General features: G+C 31.8%; 20 protein-coding genes. 6 read left to right on the top strand and 14 right to left on the bottom strand.

The annotated features are described in order from the left end of the window. The first annotated feature begins 193 nt into the window (after window positions 1–193). Window positions 194–1,066 (top strand): ROK family protein, encoded by an 873-nt coding sequence (locus KA833_RS00775; RefSeq protein WP_070037371.1) that lies wholly within the window; start codon window positions 194–196, stop codon window positions 1,064–1,066. A gap of 358 nt (window positions 1,067–1,424) precedes the next feature. Here KA833_RS00775 and KA833_RS00780 read toward each other — a convergent pair whose 3' ends face one another. Next, window positions 1,425–2,222 (bottom strand): MurR/RpiR family transcriptional regulator, encoded by a 798-nt coding sequence (locus tag KA833_RS00780; protein ID WP_019470049.1) that lies wholly within the window; start codon window positions 2,220–2,222, stop codon window positions 1,425–1,427. A 165-nt stretch (window positions 2,223–2,387) separates the two neighbouring features. Here KA833_RS00780 and KA833_RS00785 point away from each other — a divergent pair, with 165 nt between their 5' ends. After that, a complete protein-coding gene (locus KA833_RS00785; protein ID WP_070037368.1) occupies window positions 2,388–3,056 on the top strand; it encodes an N-acetylmannosamine-6-phosphate 2-epimerase in 669 nt (222 codons plus the stop codon). An 86-nt stretch (window positions 3,057–3,142) separates the two neighbouring features. Here the strand turns inward: KA833_RS00785 and srtA are convergent, their stop codons facing one another. After that, window positions 3,143–3,742, bottom strand: a complete 600-nt coding sequence (gene srtA / locus KA833_RS00790; RefSeq protein ID WP_070657983.1) for a class A sortase SrtA — start codon at window positions 3,740–3,742, stop codon at window positions 3,143–3,145. Between the two features lie 162 nt (window positions 3,743–3,904). Between srtA and KA833_RS00795 the strand changes: the two genes are divergently transcribed. After that, window positions 3,905–5,074 carry an ArgE/DapE family deacylase gene (locus KA833_RS00795; protein ID WP_210128205.1) on the top strand — a complete coding sequence of 390 codons (1,170 nt, stop codon included), beginning with the start codon at window positions 3,905–3,907 and terminating at the stop codon, window positions 5,072–5,074. A gap of 257 nt (window positions 5,075–5,331) precedes the next feature. On the opposite strand, the gene KA833_RS00800 is transcribed toward KA833_RS00795, so the two are convergent. The 5 genes from KA833_RS00800 to KA833_RS00820 all read right to left on the bottom strand — a co-directional run bounded on the left by KA833_RS00800 (window position 5,332) and on the right by KA833_RS00820 (window position 11,949). Further along, complete coding sequence (locus KA833_RS00800) at window positions 5,332–6,006, bottom strand: haloacid dehalogenase type II (RefSeq protein ID WP_064209266.1); 675 nt, start codon at window positions 6,004–6,006, stop codon at window positions 5,332–5,334. 831 nt (window positions 6,007–6,837) lie between these two features. Next, window positions 6,838–7,908 (bottom strand): NAD(P)-dependent alcohol dehydrogenase, encoded by a 1,071-nt coding sequence (locus KA833_RS00805; protein WP_210128204.1) that lies wholly within the window; start codon window positions 7,906–7,908, stop codon window positions 6,838–6,840. A gap of 19 nt (window positions 7,909–7,927) precedes the next feature. Then, on the bottom strand, window positions 7,928–9,412 hold the full coding sequence (gene xylB, locus KA833_RS00810; protein ID WP_245336249.1) for a xylulokinase: 1,485 nt from the start codon (window positions 9,410–9,412) through the stop codon (window positions 7,928–7,930). 16 nt (window positions 9,413–9,428) lie between these two features. Further along, a complete protein-coding gene (locus tag KA833_RS00815) occupies window positions 9,429–10,724 on the bottom strand; it encodes an MFS transporter (protein WP_245336250.1) in 1,296 nt (431 codons plus the stop codon). Window positions 10,725–10,923: 199 nt separating this feature from the next. Beyond that, a complete protein-coding gene (locus tag KA833_RS00820) occupies window positions 10,924–11,949 on the bottom strand; it encodes a LacI family DNA-binding transcriptional regulator (RefSeq protein WP_204179986.1) in 1,026 nt (341 codons plus the stop codon). Window positions 11,950–12,411: 462 nt separating this feature from the next. Here KA833_RS00820 and KA833_RS00825 point away from each other — a divergent pair, with 462 nt between their 5' ends. After that, window positions 12,412–14,391, top strand: a complete 1,980-nt coding sequence (locus KA833_RS00825) for a helix-turn-helix domain-containing protein (RefSeq protein ID WP_210128202.1) — start codon at window positions 12,412–12,414, stop codon at window positions 14,389–14,391. Window positions 14,392–14,476: 85 nt separating this feature from the next. On the opposite strand, the gene KA833_RS00830 is transcribed toward KA833_RS00825, so the two are convergent. Genes KA833_RS00830 through KA833_RS00840 form a run of 3 tightly spaced genes read right to left on the bottom strand, consistent with a single transcriptional unit; the run spans window position 14,477 to window position 17,252 of the window. Next, complete coding sequence (locus KA833_RS00830) at window positions 14,477–15,937, bottom strand: ABC transporter ATP-binding protein (RefSeq protein ID WP_046206767.1); 1,461 nt, start codon at window positions 15,935–15,937, stop codon at window positions 14,477–14,479. Between the two features lie 9 nt (window positions 15,938–15,946). Then, window positions 15,947–16,666 (bottom strand): energy-coupling factor transporter transmembrane component T, encoded by a 720-nt coding sequence (locus tag KA833_RS00835; protein ID WP_210128201.1) that lies wholly within the window; start codon window positions 16,664–16,666, stop codon window positions 15,947–15,949. A gap of 1 nt (window position 16,667) precedes the next feature. Next, on the bottom strand, window positions 16,668–17,252 hold the full coding sequence (locus KA833_RS00840) for an MptD family putative ECF transporter S component (RefSeq protein WP_046206765.1): 585 nt from the start codon (window positions 17,250–17,252) through the stop codon (window positions 16,668–16,670). A gap of 559 nt (window positions 17,253–17,811) precedes the next feature. On the opposite strand from KA833_RS00840, the gene KA833_RS00845 reads away from it, so the two are divergent. Together KA833_RS00845 and KA833_RS00850 are read left to right on the top strand one after the other, a co-directional pair. Continuing rightward, on the top strand, window positions 17,812–19,149 hold the full coding sequence (locus KA833_RS00845; RefSeq protein ID WP_210128247.1) for an aspartate aminotransferase family protein: 1,338 nt from the start codon (window positions 17,812–17,814) through the stop codon (window positions 19,147–19,149). 17 nt (window positions 19,150–19,166) lie between these two features. After that, window positions 19,167–20,255 (top strand): YkvI family membrane protein, encoded by a 1,089-nt coding sequence (locus tag KA833_RS00850; protein WP_046206764.1) that lies wholly within the window; start codon window positions 19,167–19,169, stop codon window positions 20,253–20,255. Between the two features lie 83 nt (window positions 20,256–20,338). On the opposite strand, the gene KA833_RS00855 is transcribed toward KA833_RS00850, so the two are convergent. From KA833_RS00855 to pgsC, 4 genes are read right to left on the bottom strand one after another with little or no spacing between them, the layout of a single operon-like run. Next, entirely contained in the window at window positions 20,339–21,931 is a 1,593-nt protein-coding gene (locus tag KA833_RS00855) for a gamma-glutamyltransferase (RefSeq protein ID WP_046206763.1), read from the bottom strand. A gap of 2 nt (window positions 21,932–21,933) precedes the next feature. Continuing rightward, window positions 21,934–22,092 (bottom strand): hypothetical protein, encoded by a 159-nt coding sequence (locus tag KA833_RS00860; protein WP_019470031.1) that lies wholly within the window; start codon window positions 22,090–22,092, stop codon window positions 21,934–21,936. Then, a complete protein-coding gene (locus tag KA833_RS00865) occupies window positions 22,082–23,152 on the bottom strand; it encodes a CapA family protein (RefSeq protein ID WP_064209259.1) in 1,071 nt (356 codons plus the stop codon). Before KA833_RS00865 ends, KA833_RS00860 begins: the two co-directional genes overlap by 11 nt. Window positions 23,153–23,166: 14 nt before the next feature. Then, a complete protein-coding gene (gene pgsC, locus KA833_RS00870) occupies window positions 23,167–23,619 on the bottom strand; it encodes a poly-gamma-glutamate biosynthesis protein PgsC (protein WP_210128200.1) in 453 nt (150 codons plus the stop codon).

Genomic DNA, 23,619 nt, shown 5'->3' on the forward strand with positions numbered 1-23,619 from the left:
TATTCAAAATCATTTATATAACTGTATAATGCTTTAAAAAATATCTTTTATTTATTCTATTTACAGTTCAAATTGTAAACGCTATCATAGAGTGTGGCAATAGAATTTTGAAAAAATACATCATTTCGAAACAATATAAGTGAAAACTTTTTTCAACATCGATTTTCTTTTAAAAATTAAGGAGGATTTGTATATGCATCCATATAAGATTGCTATTGATATTGGAGGGACAGAAATTAAAGCAGCTGTAGTTGATCAATCATTAAATTTTATAGAATATATCAAAACACCTACCCCTAACAACATAGATACATTTATTAAGGATAAAATTTATAACATTGTAATGACGTTTCAAAAATCTTATCAAATATCCCCACTTTATGTCGGCATTTCTAGCGCAGGCGTTATAGACGAACGCCGTGGCATAGTTGAATACGCTGGTCCAACCATACCCAATTACGTAGATACTGACTTCAAGTGTTTGCTTAAACCATTAAATGCTCAGGTGAACGTATTTAACGATGTCAATGCAGCTTTGTTAGGGGAATTGGTTTTCCATGATTACAGCGCACAAAATATTTTTTGCTTAACACTGGGTACAGGAATTGGGGGCGCTTTTTATAATAAATATTCCCAACTATACAACGGGGAACGAAATCGTGCTAATGAAATTGGTTATTTACTTTTTGATAGACAAACAAACAAAACATTTGAACAACGTGCCTCAACAACTGCCTTAAAAACACTCATGTTAGAAAAAGGATTTATTTATCAAGACAATGTACCAAAATTATTTGAACTCGCAGATCAACAAGATAATCTTGCATTATCTATACTCAATCAATGGAGTGATTCAATCGCAGAAGGTATCGCTCAAATACAGATTATTTATGATCCCGGTTTAATTCTGATCGGTGGCGGTGTTTCTTCACAAGGACAAAATTTATTAAAATACATCGTACCTAAAGTCGAACATTACTTACCTGAGCAATACGGTCATGCTCATATACAAACAACGCGTACACAGAATCATGCTGCACTTTATGGCGCAGTCTCTAAATTTTAAAACAGCTATTGACGACGTTATGCTGTTATAGCCATGAAAATTACGTCCTTTATGTACCAAAACCATCAAAAATCCTACTATCAAAGAAATATTGATATTAAGCCAATTTTTCGTTTATGCAGGTATTTACTGTTGCACACGAAGAAAGCGGTCATAAATAAACACAATTAAGCGAGCACAGCACTTACTTGTTTCTTCATACTTTGAAATATATCCACCATATTAATGTCCATGGACTACAAAAGCGCCAAATTCTATATAATCACAATAGAATTTGGCGCTTTTGTTTTAATCAAGGATACTTATATGCCTAACGAACCTCGTAACATTTATTTACGTGTTTACGTTCACAATGACTCTATTCATTTAACACTACTTTTTTCGTATGTTGATATACATTATGCATATATGTATCATCTAATAATAAGTAACTGACAATATCTATTAAAAACAATGTTGCGATTTGAGTATTAATAAATTGTGTGTCTTTATTTCTAGATTGATCAGTTGTTATGAGCACTAAATCTGCACACTCAGTAATTGGACTTCCTTCATAATTCGTTATAACTACGACATAAGCCCCACGTTCATGTGCTACTTTGGCTGCAGCTATAAGCTCTGTAGTTTCACCACTATTTGAAATCGCTACAAATGTATCTGATGCTGATAACAAAGAAGCAAATATTTTCATTTGATGAGCATCTGTAGACACATTCCCTTTCAAACCCATTCTCATCATACGATAGTAAAATTCTGTAGCTGATAATCCAGAACTACCAAGACCTGCATAAATGATTTGTCTACTTCGAATAATTTGGTTAACAAAACTTTGAATTTTTTCATCAGAAATAAATTCTCCTGTTTGCTGAATAATATTTTGATGATATTTATGAATACGTTGAATTAAAGGACTATTTTCTATTACTCTTTCCGACATTTCTTGCTGTAAATTAAACTTCAAATCTTGAAAGTTCTCATAATCTAATTTATTACTAAATCTTGTAATCGTTGCAGGCGAAGTACCAATCGCATATGCTAATGAATTAATTGTTGAAAATGTGTCGTCAAAGTCATTGTTTTGAATATACGCTACGATTTGTTTATCTGTTTTAGTAAATAAATGATGGTAACGTTGCACGCGATTTTCAAATTTCATATTATCTATCCTCCCATCCCAATCATAGCTATAGTATAAATGAAAATGTTTTTCATAACAATGAAATATATTGATTATTATTTTCTTGGTGTTATATTAAAAATATGAATCTATTAGATAGTAAAGTATTTTATTAAATCTACTAAAGTTACGGAGTGTATTATTATGTTACCGCAAGGATTAATTGTCTCATGTCAAGCCTTGGAAAATGAGCCGTTACATTCATCTTTTATCATGTCAAAAATGGCTTTAGCTGCATATGAAGGTGGTGCTGTTGGCATTAGAGCAAACTCTAAAGAAGACATTATGGCGATAAAACAAGAGGTGAATTTACCTATCATCGGTATTGTCAAAAGAGACTATGCAAATTCTGATGTTTTTATCACCGCAACACGTAAAGAAGTCGATGAATTACTAGAAAGCAAATGTGAAGTTATTGCCTTGGATGCTACAAAGCAGGAACGTCCTGAAGAATCATTACAAGAACTTGTTTCTTATATACGTCAGCAAGCACCAAATATAGAAATTATGGCTGATATCTCTACACTTGAAGAAGCACAATATGCTGATAAATTAGGTTTTGATTACATAGGAACGACCCTTCGAGGCTATACTGCTTATACTAAAGGACATATATTGTATGAAGATAACTTCAAATTTTTAAAAGATGTGATTTCACATGTTCATGCAAAAGTTATAGCTGAAGGAAATGTCATCACACCTGAAATGTTTAAACAAGTTACAGCCTTAAATGTTCATTGTACAGTCGTCGGAGGTGCGATTACACGTCCTAAAGAAATCACCAAAAGATTTATTCAAGCAATTGAAAATTAACATTTAAAAAAGCCCGTATTCAAACTCATGTTTTACTTGGTTAATGAATACGGACTTTTTATATGACTTTTATTTAGCGGTGCATGTTATAGTGCTTCGGCAATAAATATTTTTCTATCTTCCCACTCACCTGTTTGTTCATTGTAATTATCACATGTAATTAATGTTAGTTGCTTCTTATTCGATGCTTGTTCGTCCAACACTTCAACTTCATCTGGTTTTACATCATAAATTTTAGTAATCTGATACGTTCTTCGATCATCTCCAACTTTAAAATAAACTTTGCTTCCCTTTTTCGTTTCAGGTAACCTAGAAAATTGATAATCCGAATGACCCGTTAATGTATGACCTGCAATTGCGATATTTTGATCCTCTAATGATTCGTTTGATTCCACAAAACTTACGCCTCTATCTAATTGTTTCGGCGTGGCCGGGCCAGGATAAACAGGTGTTTTAATATCTGCATCAGGAATTGATAAATAACCTGCCATCTTTGTCTTATCTTTAGGTATTTCTACTTTCTTTTTTTCAGAAGTTTTAGATTGTTGGTCATAATGTTCTATTTTATTTTCATTGTCTTTTTGAGTAAAATAATTATCAATCTTTGGTTTCATAAATAAATAAATTGCTATTATAATGAGTGCCACACCAATTAATGTGACAAGTCTACTTCCCCATTTTTTCATGTCACGCATGCTCCTTTGTCTAAATCAAACGATTCATTATAAGTATAGCACAACTCATTATCTAACAAAGCATATTTTTTTTGCATCAATCCTTTTATAGTTTTAAAAATTAATAATGTGGTAGATACTAAAGTATTCAATATATATAAAGGATGTGTTTGTATGTCAGTATTTTCTAATGATGAGCGTGTAAAGATATTGTCTGACATTGTTGAAATTCAATCTGTGAACGAAAAAGAACTTGATGTCGCACATTATTTACAAGATTTATTTAATAAATTCGGAATTCAAACCAAAATCGAAAAACTGGAAGGCGAAAACACAAGAGCTAACTTAGTTGCAGAAATTGGTAACGGAAAACCTGTGGTTGGTATTTCAGGGCATATGGACGTTGTCACTACAGGTGATGAAAATTTATGGAATTATGATCCATTTAAGCTTACAGAAGATAATCAAGGAAGATTACACGGACGTGGCTCTGCAGATATGAAATCAGGACTAGCCGCTTTAGCAGTTAGTTTAATAGAAATTAAAGAAGCAGGTACATTAAATCAAGGTACTATCAGATTTATGGCGACTGCAGGAGAAGAAGTAACGAGTGACGGCGCTGCATTATTACATGAAAAAGGCTATATGGATGACGTCGAAGCCCTATTAATCGCAGAGCCTTCACAAGATGGCATTGTTTATACACATAAAGGTACCATGGATATTCAAGTGATATCCAAAGGTAAATCTTCACACAGCTCAATGCCTGAATTAGGTTATAATGCGATTAATCCATTGGTCGATTTTATTCATTATTTAAATAAAGCGTATAATAAAGTTGATATTAAAAGTGAGTTGCTCGGTACGCCAACAATGAATTCAACAATCATATCCGGTGGTGACCAAGTCAATTCTATACCAGCGTATGCTGAGTCACTGTTTAACATGCGTACCATACCAGATTATGATAATAATAAATTTGAGGCGTTATTTAACAGTATAAAAGATCAAGTTAACCAAGAAAGTGACGCTGATATAACTGTTAACCCTTATGTAAACCGCGACCCTGTATATACTAAGGGAGATAATACATTCTTAAAATTAGCTAAATCTTTAGGTGATTCCTATTTTGATAGAAATCTGGATGTGACTTCTTCTACTGCAACTACAGATGCATCATATTTAATGAAAGATAAAGATGAAAGTTTCTCATTTGTAATGTATGGCCCAGGTGAGACTGGACAAGCACATCAAGTTGATGAATATGTTTATAAAGATACTTATCTAACTTTTATAGATTTATATAGCCAGTTATTACCACAATATTTAAATACGGCTAAATAAAATCACTAAGCACGTGATATAACACGCTTACGATCACTAAACAAAGCTTAATACAGAAACTGCGTACTCTATAAATGGCTAATCCATACGAAGTGGATTAGCCATTTTGTATTTAACATTTTCAATTTTACCATCACATATTTAACTAGAGTAAATAGTATAAACATTCAAAACTGACATCCATTTTTTCATTCAAATTACTATGATGATTTTTCACTTTTAATGACTGTAAATACTCTCTGGACAATCTTAAATGTTTATTTATTCATCTCTAACCAATTAATTAATTCATTTAAATTGTTAACTGTTATTGTAGGATTTTGTCCATTATAATCAAAATGTCCATTTTGTCTATTCACCCAAGCTGTATCAAAACCGAAATTGGTTGCTCCCGTTACATCCCAAGAATTAGAAGAAACAAATAATATCTCTTCTCTTTTCAGATGATGATATTTCAAAATCAATGCATAACTTGCAGGGCTGGGTTTATATTGTTTAATTTCATTAACGCTCATAACTGTATTAATATTTTCCCCTAACTCAGAATTATCAATCAATGGTCTAAGCATGTTATCATTTCCATTAGATAGTATACCAACATCGATATTCATATTATTAAGTTGCGCGAGTATTTTAGGTACTTCGTAAAAATACTCTAAATTTAAAAAAGCATCAAACAACCTGTTTATATCTTCACGATCATATTGTATTTTGTGTTCATCCATTGTATAACGTAAAGCTTCTTTCGTTAACTCATCAAAGGAAATATATCTTTGCATAATTTGTTTTAAAAACATGTGATTTAATTGCGTTTTTCTCCACATCTTTGAAATTGATGTTGCTTGTTCATCATCAAATTGCGTCATACCTTTTTTTAAAGAGGACATGTCAAAAAGTGTTCCATAAACATCAAAAATAATTGCTTTATACATTTTAAACCTCCTATTCAAAACACACATTTACTTATTCTTTATCACATTTCAACAAAGTCAAACAGTTTATTATCATTTTTATTTTTATGTAAATTGATAAGGACAATTGAAAAGATATTCACTCTATCGTTTATTAATTTTTTGTAAATTTCTTTAAATATAGCTTTATTATACTACAAATCGGTTATAGAACAGTAAGAAGGGAGGCTGGTTGTTATGAGAAGGATGTTTCTATTAGATTTACTAAACCTCTTTTTTATCGCCGTAGGTTACATGTTGATGATTACTTTGATTTTACTTTCTTTTGACTTCTTACAAATAAAAACAACCGGTTCAGTATTTTTAGAATCATTAAGTTCAGTTACTATTTTCCAACTTTTCAGCAATCCTATTTTTAACGGATTATTCACTTTATTTTTAATTGTATCTTCCCTAATATTTCTGTACAAAGCATTTGAACTTTATCAAAAAAATAAGTAATTATCATTGCTCTTCAATTAATTCAAAGCTTAATTTTATATCACTACAAATAAGCACCTATTTTTTATTTATAACGCATATCATTTATTTATTTTAAATTTTTTGAATTTTATATTGTAACAATACATTTTAAGATATATAATATTCTAAGAGAATGTTTCGTGCTATATCTCTAGGCTTTTATTGCCATCTATCATCATAGTTATATTCCATTCCCAGAATTAAACTTTATGCACCCATTAACACTAATGGTATCGCACTGCATTCTCAACAAATGTGCTAAAGTTGCTCATTTGAAAAGAGATCTAAAATCACTTTCAGGCAGTGATTTTAGATCTTCTTATAATACTATTACTTTAATTTCCCATTAGGATAAACCATAACTTTTAATGATCCGCTTTTATTGGTTCTTGCTCTTTCCATTGCCTCTTGTGCATCTTCCAAATCATATGCATCGGTAAACATTGTATTTAAATTAGCTGCAGTTGAAGATAACATCTCAAGGCCCATTGGATAAGTATTGGCATATCTAAAGATACCTACAACATTAATTTCATGGTTAGCGATAAAAGGTATATTTAACTCAATATTTTCTTGTTGTGGCAAGCCAACTATTGCTAAAGTTCCGCCATTGTTCAAGACCGCTAGTGCATTTTGTAAGGCTGTTGGATTACCTGCAGTTTCAAAAGCATAATCTACACCGTTATGATTTGTTATTTCATTGATACGGGTAATAACATCTTCTTCTTTAATATTTATAACATGTGTTGCACCAAGTTCTAATGCCTCATCCAATCTTATTTGTTCAAGATCTGACACTATAATTCTTGTAGCACCAAAAGCTTTTGCTGCTACAACAGCCATCAAACCAACTGGGCCCATACCCATTATTACTACTGTGGAACCTGGCTGAACTTTTGCACGTTTACATGCTTGTACGCCAACTGAAAATGGTTCATTTAATGTTGCTTCTTCATATGATAGTGCATCAGGAATATGGAATAAAAATCCCTCAGGATGACTTATATATTGACTAAATGCACCATCAATAGGAGGCGTAGCTAAAAACTTAACATCAGGACATAAGTTATATTTACCAGCTTTACAGTATTCGCACTCTCCACAGGGAACTCCAGGTTCAATGGCAACTCTATCCCCGGGTTTAAAATGTGTTACTTTTGAGCCGATATCAGCAACGATTCCTGAACATTCATGTCCTAAAATCAATGGTTTTTCAACAACAAATTCCCCTACACGACCGTGTTCATAATAATGAACATCCGATCCACAAACACCTACCGCCATCACTTTTACTAAAACATCTGTAGGTCCTAATTTAGGAACGTCTACTTCTTTAAGTTCCATCTCAAATGGTTTATTTAATATTGAAATGTTCATAGTTTCTGGAATATTATTATTCATTTTAATTTCCTCCTAATAGTTAATTAATCTTTAATAATTTTTCTGTTATCGTTTTGGTCTGAGCGTATATATTCTTATAAATTTCAAAATACTGTTTATATTTTTTATGATTTTCTATATTAGGTTTATATGTCTCTCCTAGCGCTATAAATGTTTCAGCACATGCTTGCATTGTATTAAACCAACCTAATCCATATGCAGCTAACATGGCTGCTCCTACACCTGGGCCTTCTTCATATTTCAATCCAGTGACTTGAGTATTGAAAATATCTGCTTGCATTTGTAACCAAAAACTACTTCTAGCGCCACCACCAATCGAAATAATTTCATCAATATGCCTACCGTTTTCTCTCATATATGCAATGGATTCATATAGTGAATAAGTAATACCTTCCACTGTAGCTCGTGCAAAATCCGCTTCTTCTGTATTACTATTTATCCCAATGAAACTTCCTCTAATATATGCATCACCATGTGGTGTTCGCTCACCTTGAATGTATGGTGAAAACAACAAACCATTTGCTCCAATAGTAGATTTCTCAGCAAAATTCAAGATTTCATCAAATGAATATGCTTTAAAAAGCTTTTCTTTGAGCCAATTTAAACTATGACCTGCACTTAATGTGACACCCATTGCATACGACATATTAGGCATGGCATGTTTAAAGAAGTGAATGTTATGTCCATAATCTACTTGATTATTTGTAGTACACGATAAAATCACACCTGAAGTTCCTATACTACATAACGTTTGACCTTCATTAATAACACCTGAACCTAAAGCGCCACATGCATTATCTGCACCACCAGCAAAAACAGCAATATCTTCTTTAATGTTTAGTTCTTTTTTAACTATTTCTGAAACATTACCTACATAACTATGCGACTGTACTAACGGTGGGTATATATCACCAAGTTCCAACTTGTCCCCAATTTCTTTTTCCCAGTCATTTGTTTTTGGATTGAAAAGAAGCGTACCTGCTGCATCACTATATTCCATAGCAATATGACCTGTTAGTCGATAGCGTACATAATCTTTAGGTAACAAAAACACTTCTAATTGTTGCCAATAATTTGGTTCGTTCTGTTTCATCCATAAAAGTTTAGGTAATGTAAAACCTTCAAGTATAGGATTATTTAAAAGTGTCTTCCCAAATTTGTTTTCTAATTCCTCGCATTGTTTAGTAGTTCTAGTGTCATTCCATAGTATTGCATTTCTAATAGGTTGGTATGTTTTATCCAGTGGTACTAAACCATGCATTTGTCCAGAAAACGAAAGGGCACTAATACGTTTATTTGTCATTGTTTCTGTATTTATTAACTTTTTTATACCTTCTTTTACTGCCTCCACCCATGATTCAGGATCTTGTTCACTGTAGCCAATATATGGCTGACTCAATTTCAAAGGAATACTTGATTGTTCAATAACATGACCGCTTTTATTCACAGCAATAATTTTCACTGAACTCGTACCTAGGTCTATACCAAGTACAACCTGTTCCAATTTACATCTTCCTTTCTTAATAATTTTCAATTTGTGCATTTAATGCTTCAACTTTATCGTCCCCAATGCCTGGTTGATGAACTTTAATATAATAAGTGATTGCTGCACCTATGAAATAACAAATAGCAAAAGCCCATACGACGCCAACTTCGTTGAATAACGGTAATATAAGCGTGGCAATTAATGGTGCAATAAAATTACTCAATCCAGCAGCAAGATTATGTGAAGAAAGTGTAGCACCAATATGATCAGGCTCTAAAGCTGTAAAAATTGCAAAAATAGGTACAAATGCTGATTGTGTAATACCGAATAATACTGCACATAAAATTGCAATTGCAAACACATCACCACTAAGTATTGGTAAATAATAAAATAATAATGTCGTGATGCCACAACCAATACAACCAAATAACATCACTTGACGTTTCCAACCAATTTTATCAGCAATAATACCCCAAACTACATCACCAACGATACACGTCACATGCATTGTTCCCCATGTCCATAACCATTGTTGCATTGAAAATCCAATAGTTTCCGTGAATAATACTGGAAAGATAATAACTAGCCCAAACAAAGACAATTGATTAATGATGCGTACGATAAAGACTTTAATAATTTCTGGATTCTTATAAACTACGCCGATATCTTTTAATACTTTAGTATATCTTTGTTTAACCGAAAGCGTTATATTCGGCTTTACATCCCGTTTTCCTACAACGATAAATGCAATTAAACCTCCTATAAAAATCCATATTAATGACATCCATAGTGTTCCATTAAAACCTATAAATGGAATAGTGAAACTAGGTAAATAAGTACCAATTACCCCCATTCCAACTGAGAACATTGCCCAAAACCAACCAATTGCTGTGGCTAATCTTGCTTTATCAGTGATATAGGTTACCCATACTAAGAAACCATATAAAAACAAAGGATAACCTAATCCTCTAATACCATATAACACTAACATCATAGGCAAATTTTCCATTCCTATTCCAAACACTAAAAAAAGCACGTGGAAAATTAACCATATTATTGTTCCTAAAGCCATTATTTTCCTAGGACCGTAAACATCAGATAAAACAGCCGCTAACCAAGAACCCACAACTACCATCACGCCATAGACTGTAAACACTAAGGAAGCTTGACCACCAGAAAAACCGATATCAACAATATTTTTTGATAAAAATGCCTGTTCGATCCCATCTCCTGTCATAAAAATAAATATAGCTATAAGTGCAATAAAAATAATTTTCGGGATTCCCATCCATGTTTTTGGACTATCTTTAGAAATTGTAATGTTATTCAAAATATTTCCCCCTTATTTAAAAATATAACTAAAATAATCTTAAACGTTTAAGTTTTAGCGATTAAGTTAACGGGATTAAAATCAAATGATTTCAAAAACCCGTCTTGGTTAAACAATTCATAATACAATATCTACTCCAATGTATATAATCATAACAACAATCAACAAGTATCAGACTTGGAATACATTTTAGTTTTTATCATAATGACTTATCTTTTATAAATGAACAAGATTCACGTATGATTAGTTTTGTATTTAGTTCAATCGAAGAGACATTTTCCCCTTGAATTAGATGATTGATCATTTCGCCTGCGACACGACCTATCTCTTTTGTAGGTTGTGAAATGACAGATAATTTTGGAGTATAAATTTCATTCCAGTAACTATCATCAAAACCAATGATAATCATATCTTGAGAAATTTTTTTGCCACTTTCTTTTATTGCTTGTAAAGCACCTAATAACAATAAATGATTAGTTGCCACAACAGCTTGAACCTGTTTGTTAATTAATGATTTAGTCGCATGATACCCACTGTCAATTTGTGCATCCGTACCCAATTGCTGATTGCTATAATAAATGAGTTGCTCATCTAACTTAATATTATTTTTTTTCAACGCATGTTCATATCCAGATTTCCGTTCTGACGTTGTGCTTATATCAGGATTCGCTAACAGTAACCCTATATTTTTACAGGTACTATCAATAATTCTCTGAGTTGCATCAAACGCTGCTTTCTTGTTATCCACGCTTATAGAAGGTAAATATGTACCATCTACTTTCCTATCTATAGTCAAGATAGGTGTTTGGCTCCACTCTTTCTTAAATTTTAATTTAGACTTCACTGGAACTAATATAATAGCGCTTACATTTTGCGCGATAAATGTTTCTATCAACGCTTGTTGTCTTAACTCGTTTTCCTCAGACGACACAACAGCTACATGCAATTGATGTTTTTGACATTCGTTGTTTAATTCTGTCAGTATCTCAGTAAAAAAAGGATTTTGATCAGGTACAATAAAAACAATTAAATTAGACTGCCCTGTTTTTAAACTTCTTGCAAATTGATTCGGTTCATAATGCAATTTATCAATTGCATCTAATACTTTCTGCCTCGTCTTTTTACCTAATTCAGTACTTTTGTTATTCAATACATTGGAAACGGTCGCAATTGATACCCCAGCAACTTTTGCTACATCATGAAGTGTAGGTTTATTTTTTTCCATGCCACTCACCTTAAACGTTTAAGTTATTTGCTTCGACTTATTCATGTCAGCTAGATTCATTATATATATTCACCATAATAAATGCAAGCGCTATCATTAATATTGAGATTTTTTAATTTTCGAGTAAATTAAATAGAAACCTATCATTTTATTACTTCAAAAGGCATTTTATTTTCCAAAATAGTGATTTTTCTATCTATACTCATATCCAAAATACGAATTATTAATTCTTAATATCATTTTAACAAACTTTATTTGTAACCTAACTATTTTGTCTGTGTCGGTTGTACAATAACGTTAATCATTTAATTGTGAGTGTAACAAAATAAAGTAAAGGTGATCTTTGTGATAAGCTCTCTATCAATAAAAAATCATTATATGACTGAGTTGGCAAGATGCATAAATGAAATTATTATTTTAATTCCTATAAATAAATCATGTAAAATAAATTTAAATGGATCGATGATAACTATTGATCACGCTTGTATAATCAATAATGCAGACCTTTATCAATATATCGATATTGATAATTTAATAGAACTTAAGATTCCATTACCTTTATTTATAGAAAAAGATAAATCCATCGCTAATGCTTTGTTTGATATCAAACAAATTAAATATATAGAGCAATTTCGAAACTTAGTTTTGCAAAAATTACAGAATCATACTCAAAATAGAAAATGTATGCATCTTTATATATCTAATATTATTGAGTTTTTACTTAAAGAAGCAAAAGTTGATTTAGACGATCAATATTTACCTATTTTGTATACTAAACACCCTCTGGTTCAACGTTTGACTCAATACATACATAAACACATCAATGAACCTTTAACTACAAAACAAGTATCTAATGCTTTTTATATATCACAATCATATATATCTATTTTATTTTCCAAAATATTAAATATGAACTTCAAACAATATACAAGTTCTCTTAAAATTGCATTATCTTTATTTGATTTATTAGAGAAAGAACAAAGCATTTACGACGTCGCATTAAAATATAGTTTCACTAATGTTAGTACATATTCTAAAAATTTCAAATTCTATATAAAGATGCCGCCAAAATTCTATATTCATCAATTCAGAAAAAATGATTTAAATTCACTATACCAAGTTTCGTTAAGCACTCCCAACTTAAGCAAGACTACCAACAAATTATATAATTTTTCTCATAATCAACATATTTCGTCTAATCAAATCGTCTTGAATAAACTGAAGTATACTCAGAAATTTAATATGACACGTACTTTTATCACGTTTAATGATTTACATAAGTTAATCTCATTTAATCAATCTACTTTTTCAATTAATATGCTATCGCTAATTTCAAAACCAAATTTAATTTTACTTCACACTAATTTCGATGATTTAAACAAATTAGACCATCACAATGTATTTGCAGCAATCAAACAATTGCTTATCAAAGGTTTTGAAATAACTTTGAAAGTTGATAATCCATCCTTTTCACAATCAATTGATTACCAAATTATAAAACTATTGACTTCATTAACGCTGCTTAATGAACATATTTCAAATGTTAGTTTACTTATTGAAACAAACCATAAAACATTTAAAAATGATCAAAGATTAATTGATAACTTTAAACAACAGTTCCCCACTATAAAATGTGCGGTTAATGTTGGACATATCTTGGAAAACAGTGGCAACTTTTCAAGATTTCAAAAAAATATTAGTTCATTAAATGCTGATTTTTATTTCATTGATACAGATTGGTATTTACTAAAAAACATTATATCAAGAAACTGGTTCAACGCTGATAATGCTTTTGATACCCATCAGACCATTATGTTATTTTTAAACCAATTACATCCAACTATTGCCAAAAAAGTGGTTTTTAATAATCTCACACATTCCAATTTAAAACATTATTATAAAGATATGTCCATTTCACCACATATCTTACTGATGCATTTGCTAATTGATTTTCAAACATTAATTGGTGGCTTTGCATTTCCATATTTTTCTGAAGATGATGAACAATTTATGCTGATTAATCATAATTGTAGTACCATGCCAATCGTTCACGTTTTCAGTTTATTAAAACCTTTTTTAAATTTGCATATCGCTAAATTCCCTTATGGTTTAATTGGTAAATCTAAACATCATTTTCACATGCTATTATTTAATAGTTTAAACTATTCAACACCAACATCTGACCTAATTGCAAATATCGTTCATAATTACATCACTGATTTTCCAGTTTACACACGAGTGCTTAACGAAAATCACGGTATCATTTCACATTTGATCCCAAATAACCTGGACTTAAGCGCTATTGATTCCAAAATTCTCGAACAAATCAACAAGGCTAATACTCCACTTTCTAAGTTAACGATGCATAGTTATCATAATTTACTAACTATTACAGTTACAAAATCAGAAATAAAATATATCATGTTTCCGATTAATTCTTGATTTATCAAAAATACATTAAAAACATGACAAACGAGATAGATATCAATAATATCTATCTCGTTTAATTATTTACATCTTGTATTTTTCAAATGATATTAAAAAATGATTGTAAATATTCAATTGTATCGTTGTTAATTTCATATTGCTTTTTTACTTTTCCTTTTTCTAAATGAAGCACTTCATCTGCACAAGCGAGTAACATTTCATAATCATGAGTTATAACTAATACTGTGTGTCCTTCATTTGCCAATTGGTTAATAATTGTACTCATTTCCCGCATATGGTGACCATCTAAACCGCTAGAAGGTTCATCAAAAATCAATATATCCCTTTTCGTTTCTACTGCACTAGCAATAGCTAAACGCTGCTTCTCACCTCCAGATAGTGACAAAGGATGTCTGTCTAGATGTTCAGAAATACTATAGTTTTGCAAACACCGCTTAATTGTCTCATCATTTAAAGTTGGATTACTTAACCTCAGTTCTTCTTCCACACTTTCAGCAAATAATTGATTGTTAACATCTTGAAATACCAAATAAGCTTCTGCAAGACTTTGTTGTGGTGTTACCCACTTTTCTCCAGTATTAATAGTCCCTTTAAATTTTTTCTCGACTCCAGTTAGACAGCGCGCAAATGTTGATTTACCTGAACCATTATGGCCAATAATCGCTGTCACTTTTCCCTTACTGATACTGATATCATCTATATCTAAAGCTAATTTTTGCCTTCTCTTATATCTAAAATAGTAATTTTGTAAACTTAAGTAACCCACTTTATTATTCACTTTAGTTTTTACTTGCAATTGTTCTAAATGAATAGCTCTTAATCCTAGCTTTGCTAATTGTTTATTTGATAACTTATTAAATTGTTCATTTTCATAAATTGCACTTATTTTTCCGTCATCCATTATCATAAAACGGTCAGCTATTTTAGTTAAATAGTGTAATCGATGTTCAGCAATAATAATTGTTTTACCTTCCGCTTTCCAAGTTTCGATCATTTGTTGTAACTTTAACATTGTATTAAAATCTAAATTTGACGATGGCTCGTCCAAAATAATCAATTCGTGACCATATACTTGAATAGCACTGCAAGCTAGCAATTGTTTTTCACCGCCAGACAAATTAAATATATCCCTATCTAAAAGGTGTTTAAAATTAAACTGTTCAGCGGTTTCTTTGATTCGTGTCATAATCCGACTAGCTGATACACCATAATTTTCAAGTTCAAATGCCAGTTCACTAGTCGTATTCAAACAAAAAAATTGTGATCTTGGATTTTGGAAAACTGAACCACTTTGCTGTGTTAACTCATAAACATCTTGTTGCTGTGCATCTTTATGATTTATTAAAATTTGACCTTCTATCTGTCCTTTATAAAAATTAGGAATAATACCATTTAGCAACCTTGTTAAAGTTGTTTTTCCACAACCTGAAGTTCCTGTTAAACAAATAACCTCACCATCATCAATAGTAAGGTTAATATTATTTAATATTTTACTTTTGCTTTCATCGTATTTAAAAGATACGTCTTTAAATTGAATCATATCCTACCCTCACATTACATAATAAATGATACAAAAGAACAGTATTAACACTAACAACAACCAATCTAACCAACGTATTTTAAGCGAAATGATTGATGTACGTCTATGCGTTAAATTCAACCCACGTGTAATTGAAGCAATAGTTAATTCGTTACCAATTTTCACAACACTGTTTAGTAATGGAACAACTCGATATTCAACATATTGTATTGGATGTATAAAAGCAATTTTCAAAGATATACCTCTCATCTTCATAGCATCCTTTATAGCAGCCGATTCTTCTCTAATTGTCGGTAAAAACCTAAACATAACGGCAATTGGAATCGTGATTTTTCTAGACAATTTCATTCGTTCTAAACCTGTTATTAGCACTTCAATTTGTGTGGTTTTAAATATATAATAGCCCATTGCGAGGGATGGTAAAAAACGTGTTATGATGCCTGCCGGTACAAAAATTAACAATGTAGCAACTTGGTTACCATCAATCGTTACAAACGCTTCTCCATACCACGCCATCACAGTTAATATCAAGATGACTAGCCCTATAGTATATTTTTTAATACATAATAATAATAATGCTGGCACAAGTATGATTACTGCCCTTAAATACACTTCAACACCTGTAACGCCGCCTGTTAATGCAACGAGTGATATCATCAAGATAAGCGCAATTTTAATTCTAGGATCTAAATTTAGTAAGTGGCTTTGTGGGATCGTTTGACTATACATGTTAAATCATACCTGTACGTTTGAAATGTTTTTTTAAAATTAATTTTGCTATATAAACGCCGATCCATGCACCAATGATTGTAGTAATAATAATAACTGGTATCATTTCTACAGAAAATAAAGTGGCGACCGTTTGCTCATATTCAATACCGTATTTATCTTGAATAAAGGATAAATATGAATTTCTCATAAAGTAAAATGGTATAAATGTACCAATGGGCCAAAAGGAAAAGAGAATGTACCCTAAACAATTGTGTTTCCAACTTTTATAACGTTTCATAGCCATTAAGCCATCAGCTAATAATATCACAGGAATACTAAATACCAACGCAATCCATGGATGTCCCATAATAGCTAAAATAAGACTTACAATCGTTCCGCATATTGTCAATGCACCAAATTTTTGAACTTTTGATATTAGTAATATAATAGGTATGCCACCTACTAAACCAACCATTGCAGGAAGCAATAACATGAATATAGGTATAATACCTAAAATGCCAGGAGGTGCTATAAAAATAAAATATATAGCCGTAAAGAGTCCTATATTTATTAAATCTTTAACTTCTATCTTACTATTGTTCATCTAAAACTCCCTCTTTACATATAACGATAAATATTATTAATACAAGTAAACATGACTATGCTATAACATTAGTGTAGACTCAAGATACTATAATTGAAAACAATTATCAATTACATCGAATTGTATCGCTCATATCATTTATATTATAAACGAAAAACTTCTCAAAACCTAACTATCCATTTCATAGTTTTATATATTTCATCTTCCCTATGTTTTGCCCAATTATCAATACATCATTTCTCTAAAATTTTAATAAATGTATATTTTGTCTTCACACAATGCATTACGCAAGATTATATGTGTCATATTACAAATTTTAAGTGTTATTCAACTTTAAATTTTCAGAATATATTTACAATTCCGAATTTTCTTAGTATATTCATACGTATCACCATTTCATTATATTTAAGAATATTAATGAAATTATATAAAACATATTTAATAACACCTCACTCTTTAAAAAACGGGATATGAAGTTAAAGGTGCGAATTGAATTTGTATAACTTTTAAACCAATTTATATTGAGTAATACATGGGAGGAATGATATTTATGGACAGAATGGAAAAAGCCACTCAATTAATCAATGAAGATAGTCAGTATTTTGCTAAACCAGGACGAATAAAATATTATCCATTAGCTATTTCTCATGGTTATGGTGCAACACTTGTTGATATGGACGGCAATACATATATCGATTTACTTGCTAGTGCTAGCTCACAAAATGTAGGGCATGCACCCCAACCAGTGTCAGATGCTATTAAATCACAAGTAGATAAATTCATACACTATACGCCTGCTTATATGTATCATGAGCCTTTAGTTAAACTTGCTAAGAAACTCTGTGAAATCGCACCAGGAAACTACGAAAAACGTGTTCTTTTCGGACTTTCTGGTTCAGATGCAAATGACGGTATCGTAAAACTTGCAAGAGCATATACAGGAAGACCTTATATCATCAGTTTCGTGAATGCTTACCACGGATCTACTTATGGGTCATTATCGATGTCCGCAATAAGCCTAAACATGAGAAAAAAATATGGTCCAATGTTGCCAGGCTTTTATCATATTCCATTCCCTGATAGCTACAGAGGCATGTTTGGTAGTCCAAACGCTAACACCGTTGATGAATACCTCGCGCCACTTAAAGAAATGTTTGAAAAGTATGTACCTGCTGATGAAGTAGCTTGTATCATTATTGAAACAATACAAGGTGACGGGGGATTATTAGAGCCAATAGATGGCTACTTTGAAGCTTTACAAGATTTATGCAAGACACATGGCATTTTATTAGCAGTGGATGATATCCAACAAGGTCTTGGTCGAACTGGCGAATGGAGTTCAGTTTCACATTATCATATTGAACCGGATTTGATTACCTTTGGAAAATCATTAGCAGGTGGACTACCTATGTCTGCAATTATAGGACGTGCTGAAATCATGGACACATTAGAAGCGCCAGCACATTTGTTTACAACAGGAGCTAACCCAGTAAGCTGTGAAGCGGCCTTGGCTACAATTGGTATGATTGAGGATGAGCATTTACTTCAAGCGAGTACAGAAAAAGGTGAATATGTACGCAAACGCATGGATACGTGGATCGAACGATTCGAAGCAGTTGGGGACGTCAGAGGCAAAGGATTGTCGATAGGTATTGATATCGTTGCTGATAAAGATAGTAAAACACGTGATGCGGAAGCGGCATTAAAAGTTTGTAATCGCTGTTTTGATAATGGCGTTGTGATTATTGCAGTAGCTGGAAACGTACTGCGTTTCCAACCTCCATTAGTCATAACGTATAACCAACTTGATACGGCATTAAATGTCTTAGAATCTGCAATTGAAGATTTAGCATCTGGAAAATTAGATAATTACGACATTGCTGGTCAAGGTTGGTAAAATTGGGGGAATCAATGATGCAACAACAAATTAAACTCACAAATATTATAAAACTTAGCGGTGCTTACATCGCTTATCTCATAGGATCTGGTTTTGCAACAGGACAAGAAGTGATGCAATTTTTTGCTTCCTTTGGCATATATGGTATATTCGGAGCTTTAGTTAGCGCATTATTGTTCTGTTTACTTGGTTCAACTTTAATGATGAAGGGATTTGATCTTCAATTAAAACAACCTGGCAGAATATTTAAGTATTATTGTGGCAATATCCTGGGAACAATGATTGAATACTTTACAATTATTTTTATTTTTAGCATTGTTGTCATCATGATTGCTGGTACAGGAGCTGTAGTTGCAGAGCAATTCCATCTTCCCAATCTAGTTGGTGTACTAGGTATGGGCATTATTGCAATGATTACAGTGATTTTAGGTTTAAAAAAATTGGTTGATATTATTGGTACTGTAGGTCCGATTATCGTCATCTTGACAATAGGTATTTGTCTAATTGTCTTTTTCTCAAATATCGGTAATTTATCTAATATGCTCTATTTACCAGAAAGCGCTAAAAATTTACAACCAACAACACATTGGTGGCAAGCTGGCGGTTTATTTTTCTGTTATAACATCTTAGCAGGAAGTATTTTCTTTTCACAGCTTGGTCAACAATCTAATAGTAGAAAAGAAGCAGGCATTACAGGTATTGTTGGTGGCTCTGTGTTGATGCTAACTGTGGTTGTAATGATTATTGCACTATTAGTGCATTCTGATCATGTATTTGAATTAGAGGTTCCTGTACTTTATTTAGGTAATACGATTGCGCCATTGATAGCATTTATATTTTCAGTATGTATTTTATTGGGTATTTATTCTACAACTGCCCCAATGTATTGGTTAGTTAAAAATGAATTTATGAAAATTTTTCCAGCAAAACTTAGCGTGCCTGTTACAGTTGTGTTAGGTGTTATTTTTATTATTTGTGGTACTTTACCTTTTGGAGAATTAGTTTCCATTATATACCCATTTGTAGGTTACATAGGTGCAATTGTTGTAGTTATTATCTTTGCGCGTACGTTATATAATAATTTCTCAAATAAGCACAGTACATGAATGATAGAAATTAAAACTCAATAAAAAAGTCCAAGACATCATTTGATGCCTTGGACTTTTTTTTATACATTTTTTAAAAAAATCTACCTGTTACCCACATCATGACCGATTTCTACTGTTTTATCATTTTTATTATATAGTGCAGCTTGTACACTACCAAAGTTAGGGTCATTACGTTTTTCTTCAATTTCAAATCCTAAACTTTTGAAAATGTCTATATCTTGCTGATCTGTGGCATTTTCGTAAAAGATTTTTCCTCCATCGTTATAAAAACGTGGTTTATCAATAGAATCTTGTAGTGTGCCATCGCTACGTAAGTAATCAATAATAACCTCATTGAGCGTAGTCGGAATTTTGTTACCACCTGGCGTTCCTATACCCATGTAATAATCAGGTCCAACTACGATGCTCGGTGAAGTAAATGAGCGTGGTTGCTTATGCTTAGCACCATAGTTTGGACTAGATGGATTAGAAGAGAAGTTACTTAATGAATTATTCATATAGAATCCTTCTTTTACATACTCCCCTGAACCAAAGAAGCTTGCTAACGTATTCGTTGTACTTGTCAACTGTCCATCTTTATCAACAACCACAAAGTGTGTTGTGCTCGTATTATCGATGTTATTTGTATTGAAATTACTTTCAAAATTAATTTCATTTAATCTACCTAACAGGTAATCTTGGGAAAGATATTCATCATAGTCTTCATCTTGCCCATTTACAATATCCCTATTTCGATACATCAAGTCTCTAGATTTTAAAATACCAGTGATATAATCCAAACGATCACCTTGAGCTGCTTGATTATTAGTAGCTTCATCAATTTCTAAACCTTGTAGCATCAGTGATCCTCCTAAAGGATTAGATGCAGCATAAACTTTATTATTTAAATAGTCTGTACTTACTGGCTCTTTTTTCTCTGTTTTATAACTTTGGAAATCTTTTTCGGTTAGTTTGTCATCCGTTTGCTTAGTGATACTTTTACCAACTTTATCATAGAAATAATTAGGACCGTTATCTCTAATACCTTTTAATGTTTTAGCTAAAGCTGGTTGCTTAATGACATCACCTTCTCTTTTGGTTTGCTCTCCTTCAAAGAAAGGTGAATCTCTATCTACATCTGAACCATATAGTTTCAAACTTCTTTCTAATTCTGAATCAACTTCAAAGCCTTCTTCAGCTAAAGGAATAACATAGTTCATGATTTTCTTTCTATCCATTTTTCCTGCCTCTTTATGAGCGTCTTCAAGACCTCGAACGAAACCTGGAACACCAATTTTATCTTTTTGCTTGTAATTAAAAGAAGAAATATCTTTATACTGCCATTGTTTTGGTGCAACATTTTCTTGACCATCGTAAGCCAGCATCGCACCTCCACCGCCTAGGCCAGAAGAGTGTGGTTCAGTGACAGCAAGGGCATATGACACTCCGATTGACGCGTCAACTGCGTTACCACCATCTTTCAATATTTTTTCTCCAACACGTGTAGCAATCGGATTATTTGAAGCTACACCGTAATTTTTATCCGATATGTCTTGTTGATGATCCGCAATTTTATTTTCATATAAATCATCTTTATCATAATTATCCTTTTTTGTAATCATATAAAATGCAAAGGATATGATAATAGTAAGGAGTAATATTACGATGAGCGTTTTTTTATTATAAATACTCATAGCTAAGCTCCTTTAGATAAATATTGATGGTGTGAAGATTTAAGTTCATTTTGTTCATAACGGTCTAAACCTTCGTTCGCTCTAGCGAATACAATTAGTAAGAATATTATCAACACAACTGCAATTATTGTAATACTTACCCAATGATCTTTAATGTTCATACGTATAACCTCCATTCTCTTTTTTAAGATTTATATTGTCACCTTTAATATTATTTAATAATTTTGTTTCTTCAATTTTGTTAGGTGTAGATTTAGTCAATTTACCGCCCACTGATTTGATAGGCGTAATCATGAATTTAGAATTTTTACCGTTCCAATTCTGTTGTACAGCTAAACCTTGTTTATTTTTTGATAAAAAACCTTCTGAAGTTACATTACCTAAACTATAAAAAATGCTGGCATCTTTATAATTTTCAATTTCCTGAACAACTGTGTTATGTCCGACGATGACATCAGCACCTGCATCTACGAGTGAGTGTGCATACTGTTTTTGCCTTGTTGTTACTGACCTTTCATCGGTTATACCCCAGTCCACATTAACGACTACATAATCATTTTTTTCTTTCAATTTTTTTATTAATGGAACATAAATATTAGGTTCCAAGCTAATGGATGTAGTGTTTTTTAAAGGATCTGTGTAATCAGACTCAACGTCTGTAAAGGAAACATTAGCTACTTTTTTACCTTTTACTGTTTGTTGTACTGTTTTACTGTTGATAGGATTAGAACCATTACCAGTTAAAAAATTATATCCATTTTGTGCCTCAACAGCTTTACTAAAATCTCTTGCTGTAATGTTATCAGTAACTTGATTTATAATATTTAAACTTTTAATATTTAAGCTTTTTAAAAACATTACATTTTCTAAATTTTTATTAATATTTGTTTTTCTATCATCTGAAAACTTGGTTAAATTCAAGCTTGCTGTAGAATAATCACTATCTTTCAACATGTTTTCGACAGCACTAAAAGTATCATTAATATTGTTTTTTCTTGTATGATTGTTTAATTCCACATTACCTAGATATGTTAGCTTAATTTCATCTTTTCCTTTATTCATAGCTTTAACAGGTTCAAAATCCTGTTGCTTTAATACAAATACTAACAAAATGATCGCTATAATTAATATCAAGCCGGTATATATGGAATTCCTTCTTTTATGGCGCTTTGTCCACTTCAAAACACGCTCATCGATAGAAAATCGTTTAGATTGCTTCATATATCTGCTCCTTACTAATTAATAAAGCTATAAAAGAATAAGACAATGTATGTAATACATGTTAATAACATACACGTAGATAAAGTTATTACGACACCTTGTTTTTGTATAGTATTTGCGATGATACCTGGTATTACAACACCAATACCGGACATTTCTACCATCTTAAATGGCGTTAATGGATAAATTAAATCAAATATAAATTTTAAAACCATTCCAGTTAATATCATTGCAGCAAATTTCCTACGCCCATAAAGAATAACAAAGCGGCTAATACCATGGTTCACAATAAAATATGTAATGCAACTAATGATTAGTACAGATAGCAGCATGATTGGTTGATCGAAAATCAGCGCTAGATATCCTGGAACAACTAATCCAGCAGGACTAATGCCGAATTTTTCGGCAAATATGAGGCTTAAAACAATCCCCACGAATAATGAAAAATATAACTCTGAACCTATCAT

Source organism: Staphylococcus sp. GDY8P67P (genome assembly GCF_017892545.1).
Classification (GTDB): Bacteria; Bacillota; Bacilli; order Staphylococcales; family Staphylococcaceae; genus Staphylococcus; species Staphylococcus ureilyticus.

Bases quoted from the DNA above. Each gene is read 5' to 3' on its own strand.
- KA833_RS00775 (WP_070037371.1), top strand. From the start codon at position 194: ATGCATCCATATAAGATTGCTATTGATATTGGAGGGACAGAAATTAAA.
- KA833_RS00780 (WP_019470049.1), bottom strand. From the start codon at position 2,222: ATGAAATTTGAAAATCGCGTGCAACGTTACCATCATTTATTTACTAAA.
- KA833_RS00785 (WP_070037368.1), top strand. From the start codon at position 2,388: ATGTTACCGCAAGGATTAATTGTCTCATGTCAAGCCTTGGAAAATGAG.
- srtA (WP_070657983.1), bottom strand. From the start codon at position 3,742: ATGAAAAAATGGGGAAGTAGACTTGTCACATTAATTGGTGTGGCACTC.
- KA833_RS00795 (WP_210128205.1), top strand. From the start codon at position 3,905: ATGTCAGTATTTTCTAATGATGAGCGTGTAAAGATATTGTCTGACATT.
- KA833_RS00800 (WP_064209266.1), bottom strand. From the start codon at position 6,006: ATGTATAAAGCAATTATTTTTGATGTTTATGGAACACTTTTTGACATG.
- KA833_RS00805 (WP_210128204.1), bottom strand. From the start codon at position 7,908: ATGAATAATAATATTCCAGAAACTATGAACATTTCAATATTAAATAAA.
- KA833_RS00820 (WP_204179986.1), bottom strand. From the start codon at position 11,949: ATGGAAAAAAATAAACCTACACTTCATGATGTAGCAAAAGTTGCTGGG.
- KA833_RS00825 (WP_210128202.1), top strand. From the start codon at position 12,412: ATGATAACTATTGATCACGCTTGTATAATCAATAATGCAGACCTTTAT.
- KA833_RS00830 (WP_046206767.1), bottom strand. From the start codon at position 15,937: ATGATTCAATTTAAAGACGTATCTTTTAAATACGATGAAAGCAAAAGT.
- KA833_RS00835 (WP_210128201.1), bottom strand. From the start codon at position 16,666: ATGTATAGTCAAACGATCCCACAAAGCCACTTACTAAATTTAGATCCT.
- KA833_RS00840 (WP_046206765.1), bottom strand. From the start codon at position 17,252: ATGAACAATAGTAAGATAGAAGTTAAAGATTTAATAAATATAGGACTC.
- KA833_RS00845 (WP_210128247.1), top strand. From the start codon at position 17,812: ATGGAAAAAGCCACTCAATTAATCAATGAAGATAGTCAGTATTTTGCT.
- KA833_RS00850 (WP_046206764.1), top strand. From the start codon at position 19,167: ATGCAACAACAAATTAAACTCACAAATATTATAAAACTTAGCGGTGCT.
- KA833_RS00855 (WP_046206763.1), bottom strand. From the start codon at position 21,931: ATGAGTATTTATAATAAAAAAACGCTCATCGTAATATTACTCCTTACT.
- KA833_RS00860 (WP_019470031.1), bottom strand. From the start codon at position 22,092: ATGAACATTAAAGATCATTGGGTAAGTATTACAATAATTGCAGTTGTG.
- KA833_RS00865 (WP_064209259.1), bottom strand. From the start codon at position 23,152: ATGAAGCAATCTAAACGATTTTCTATCGATGAGCGTGTTTTGAAGTGG.
- pgsC (WP_210128200.1), bottom strand. From the start codon at position 23,619: ATGATAGGTTCAGAGTTATATTTTTCATTATTCGTGGGGATTGTTTTA.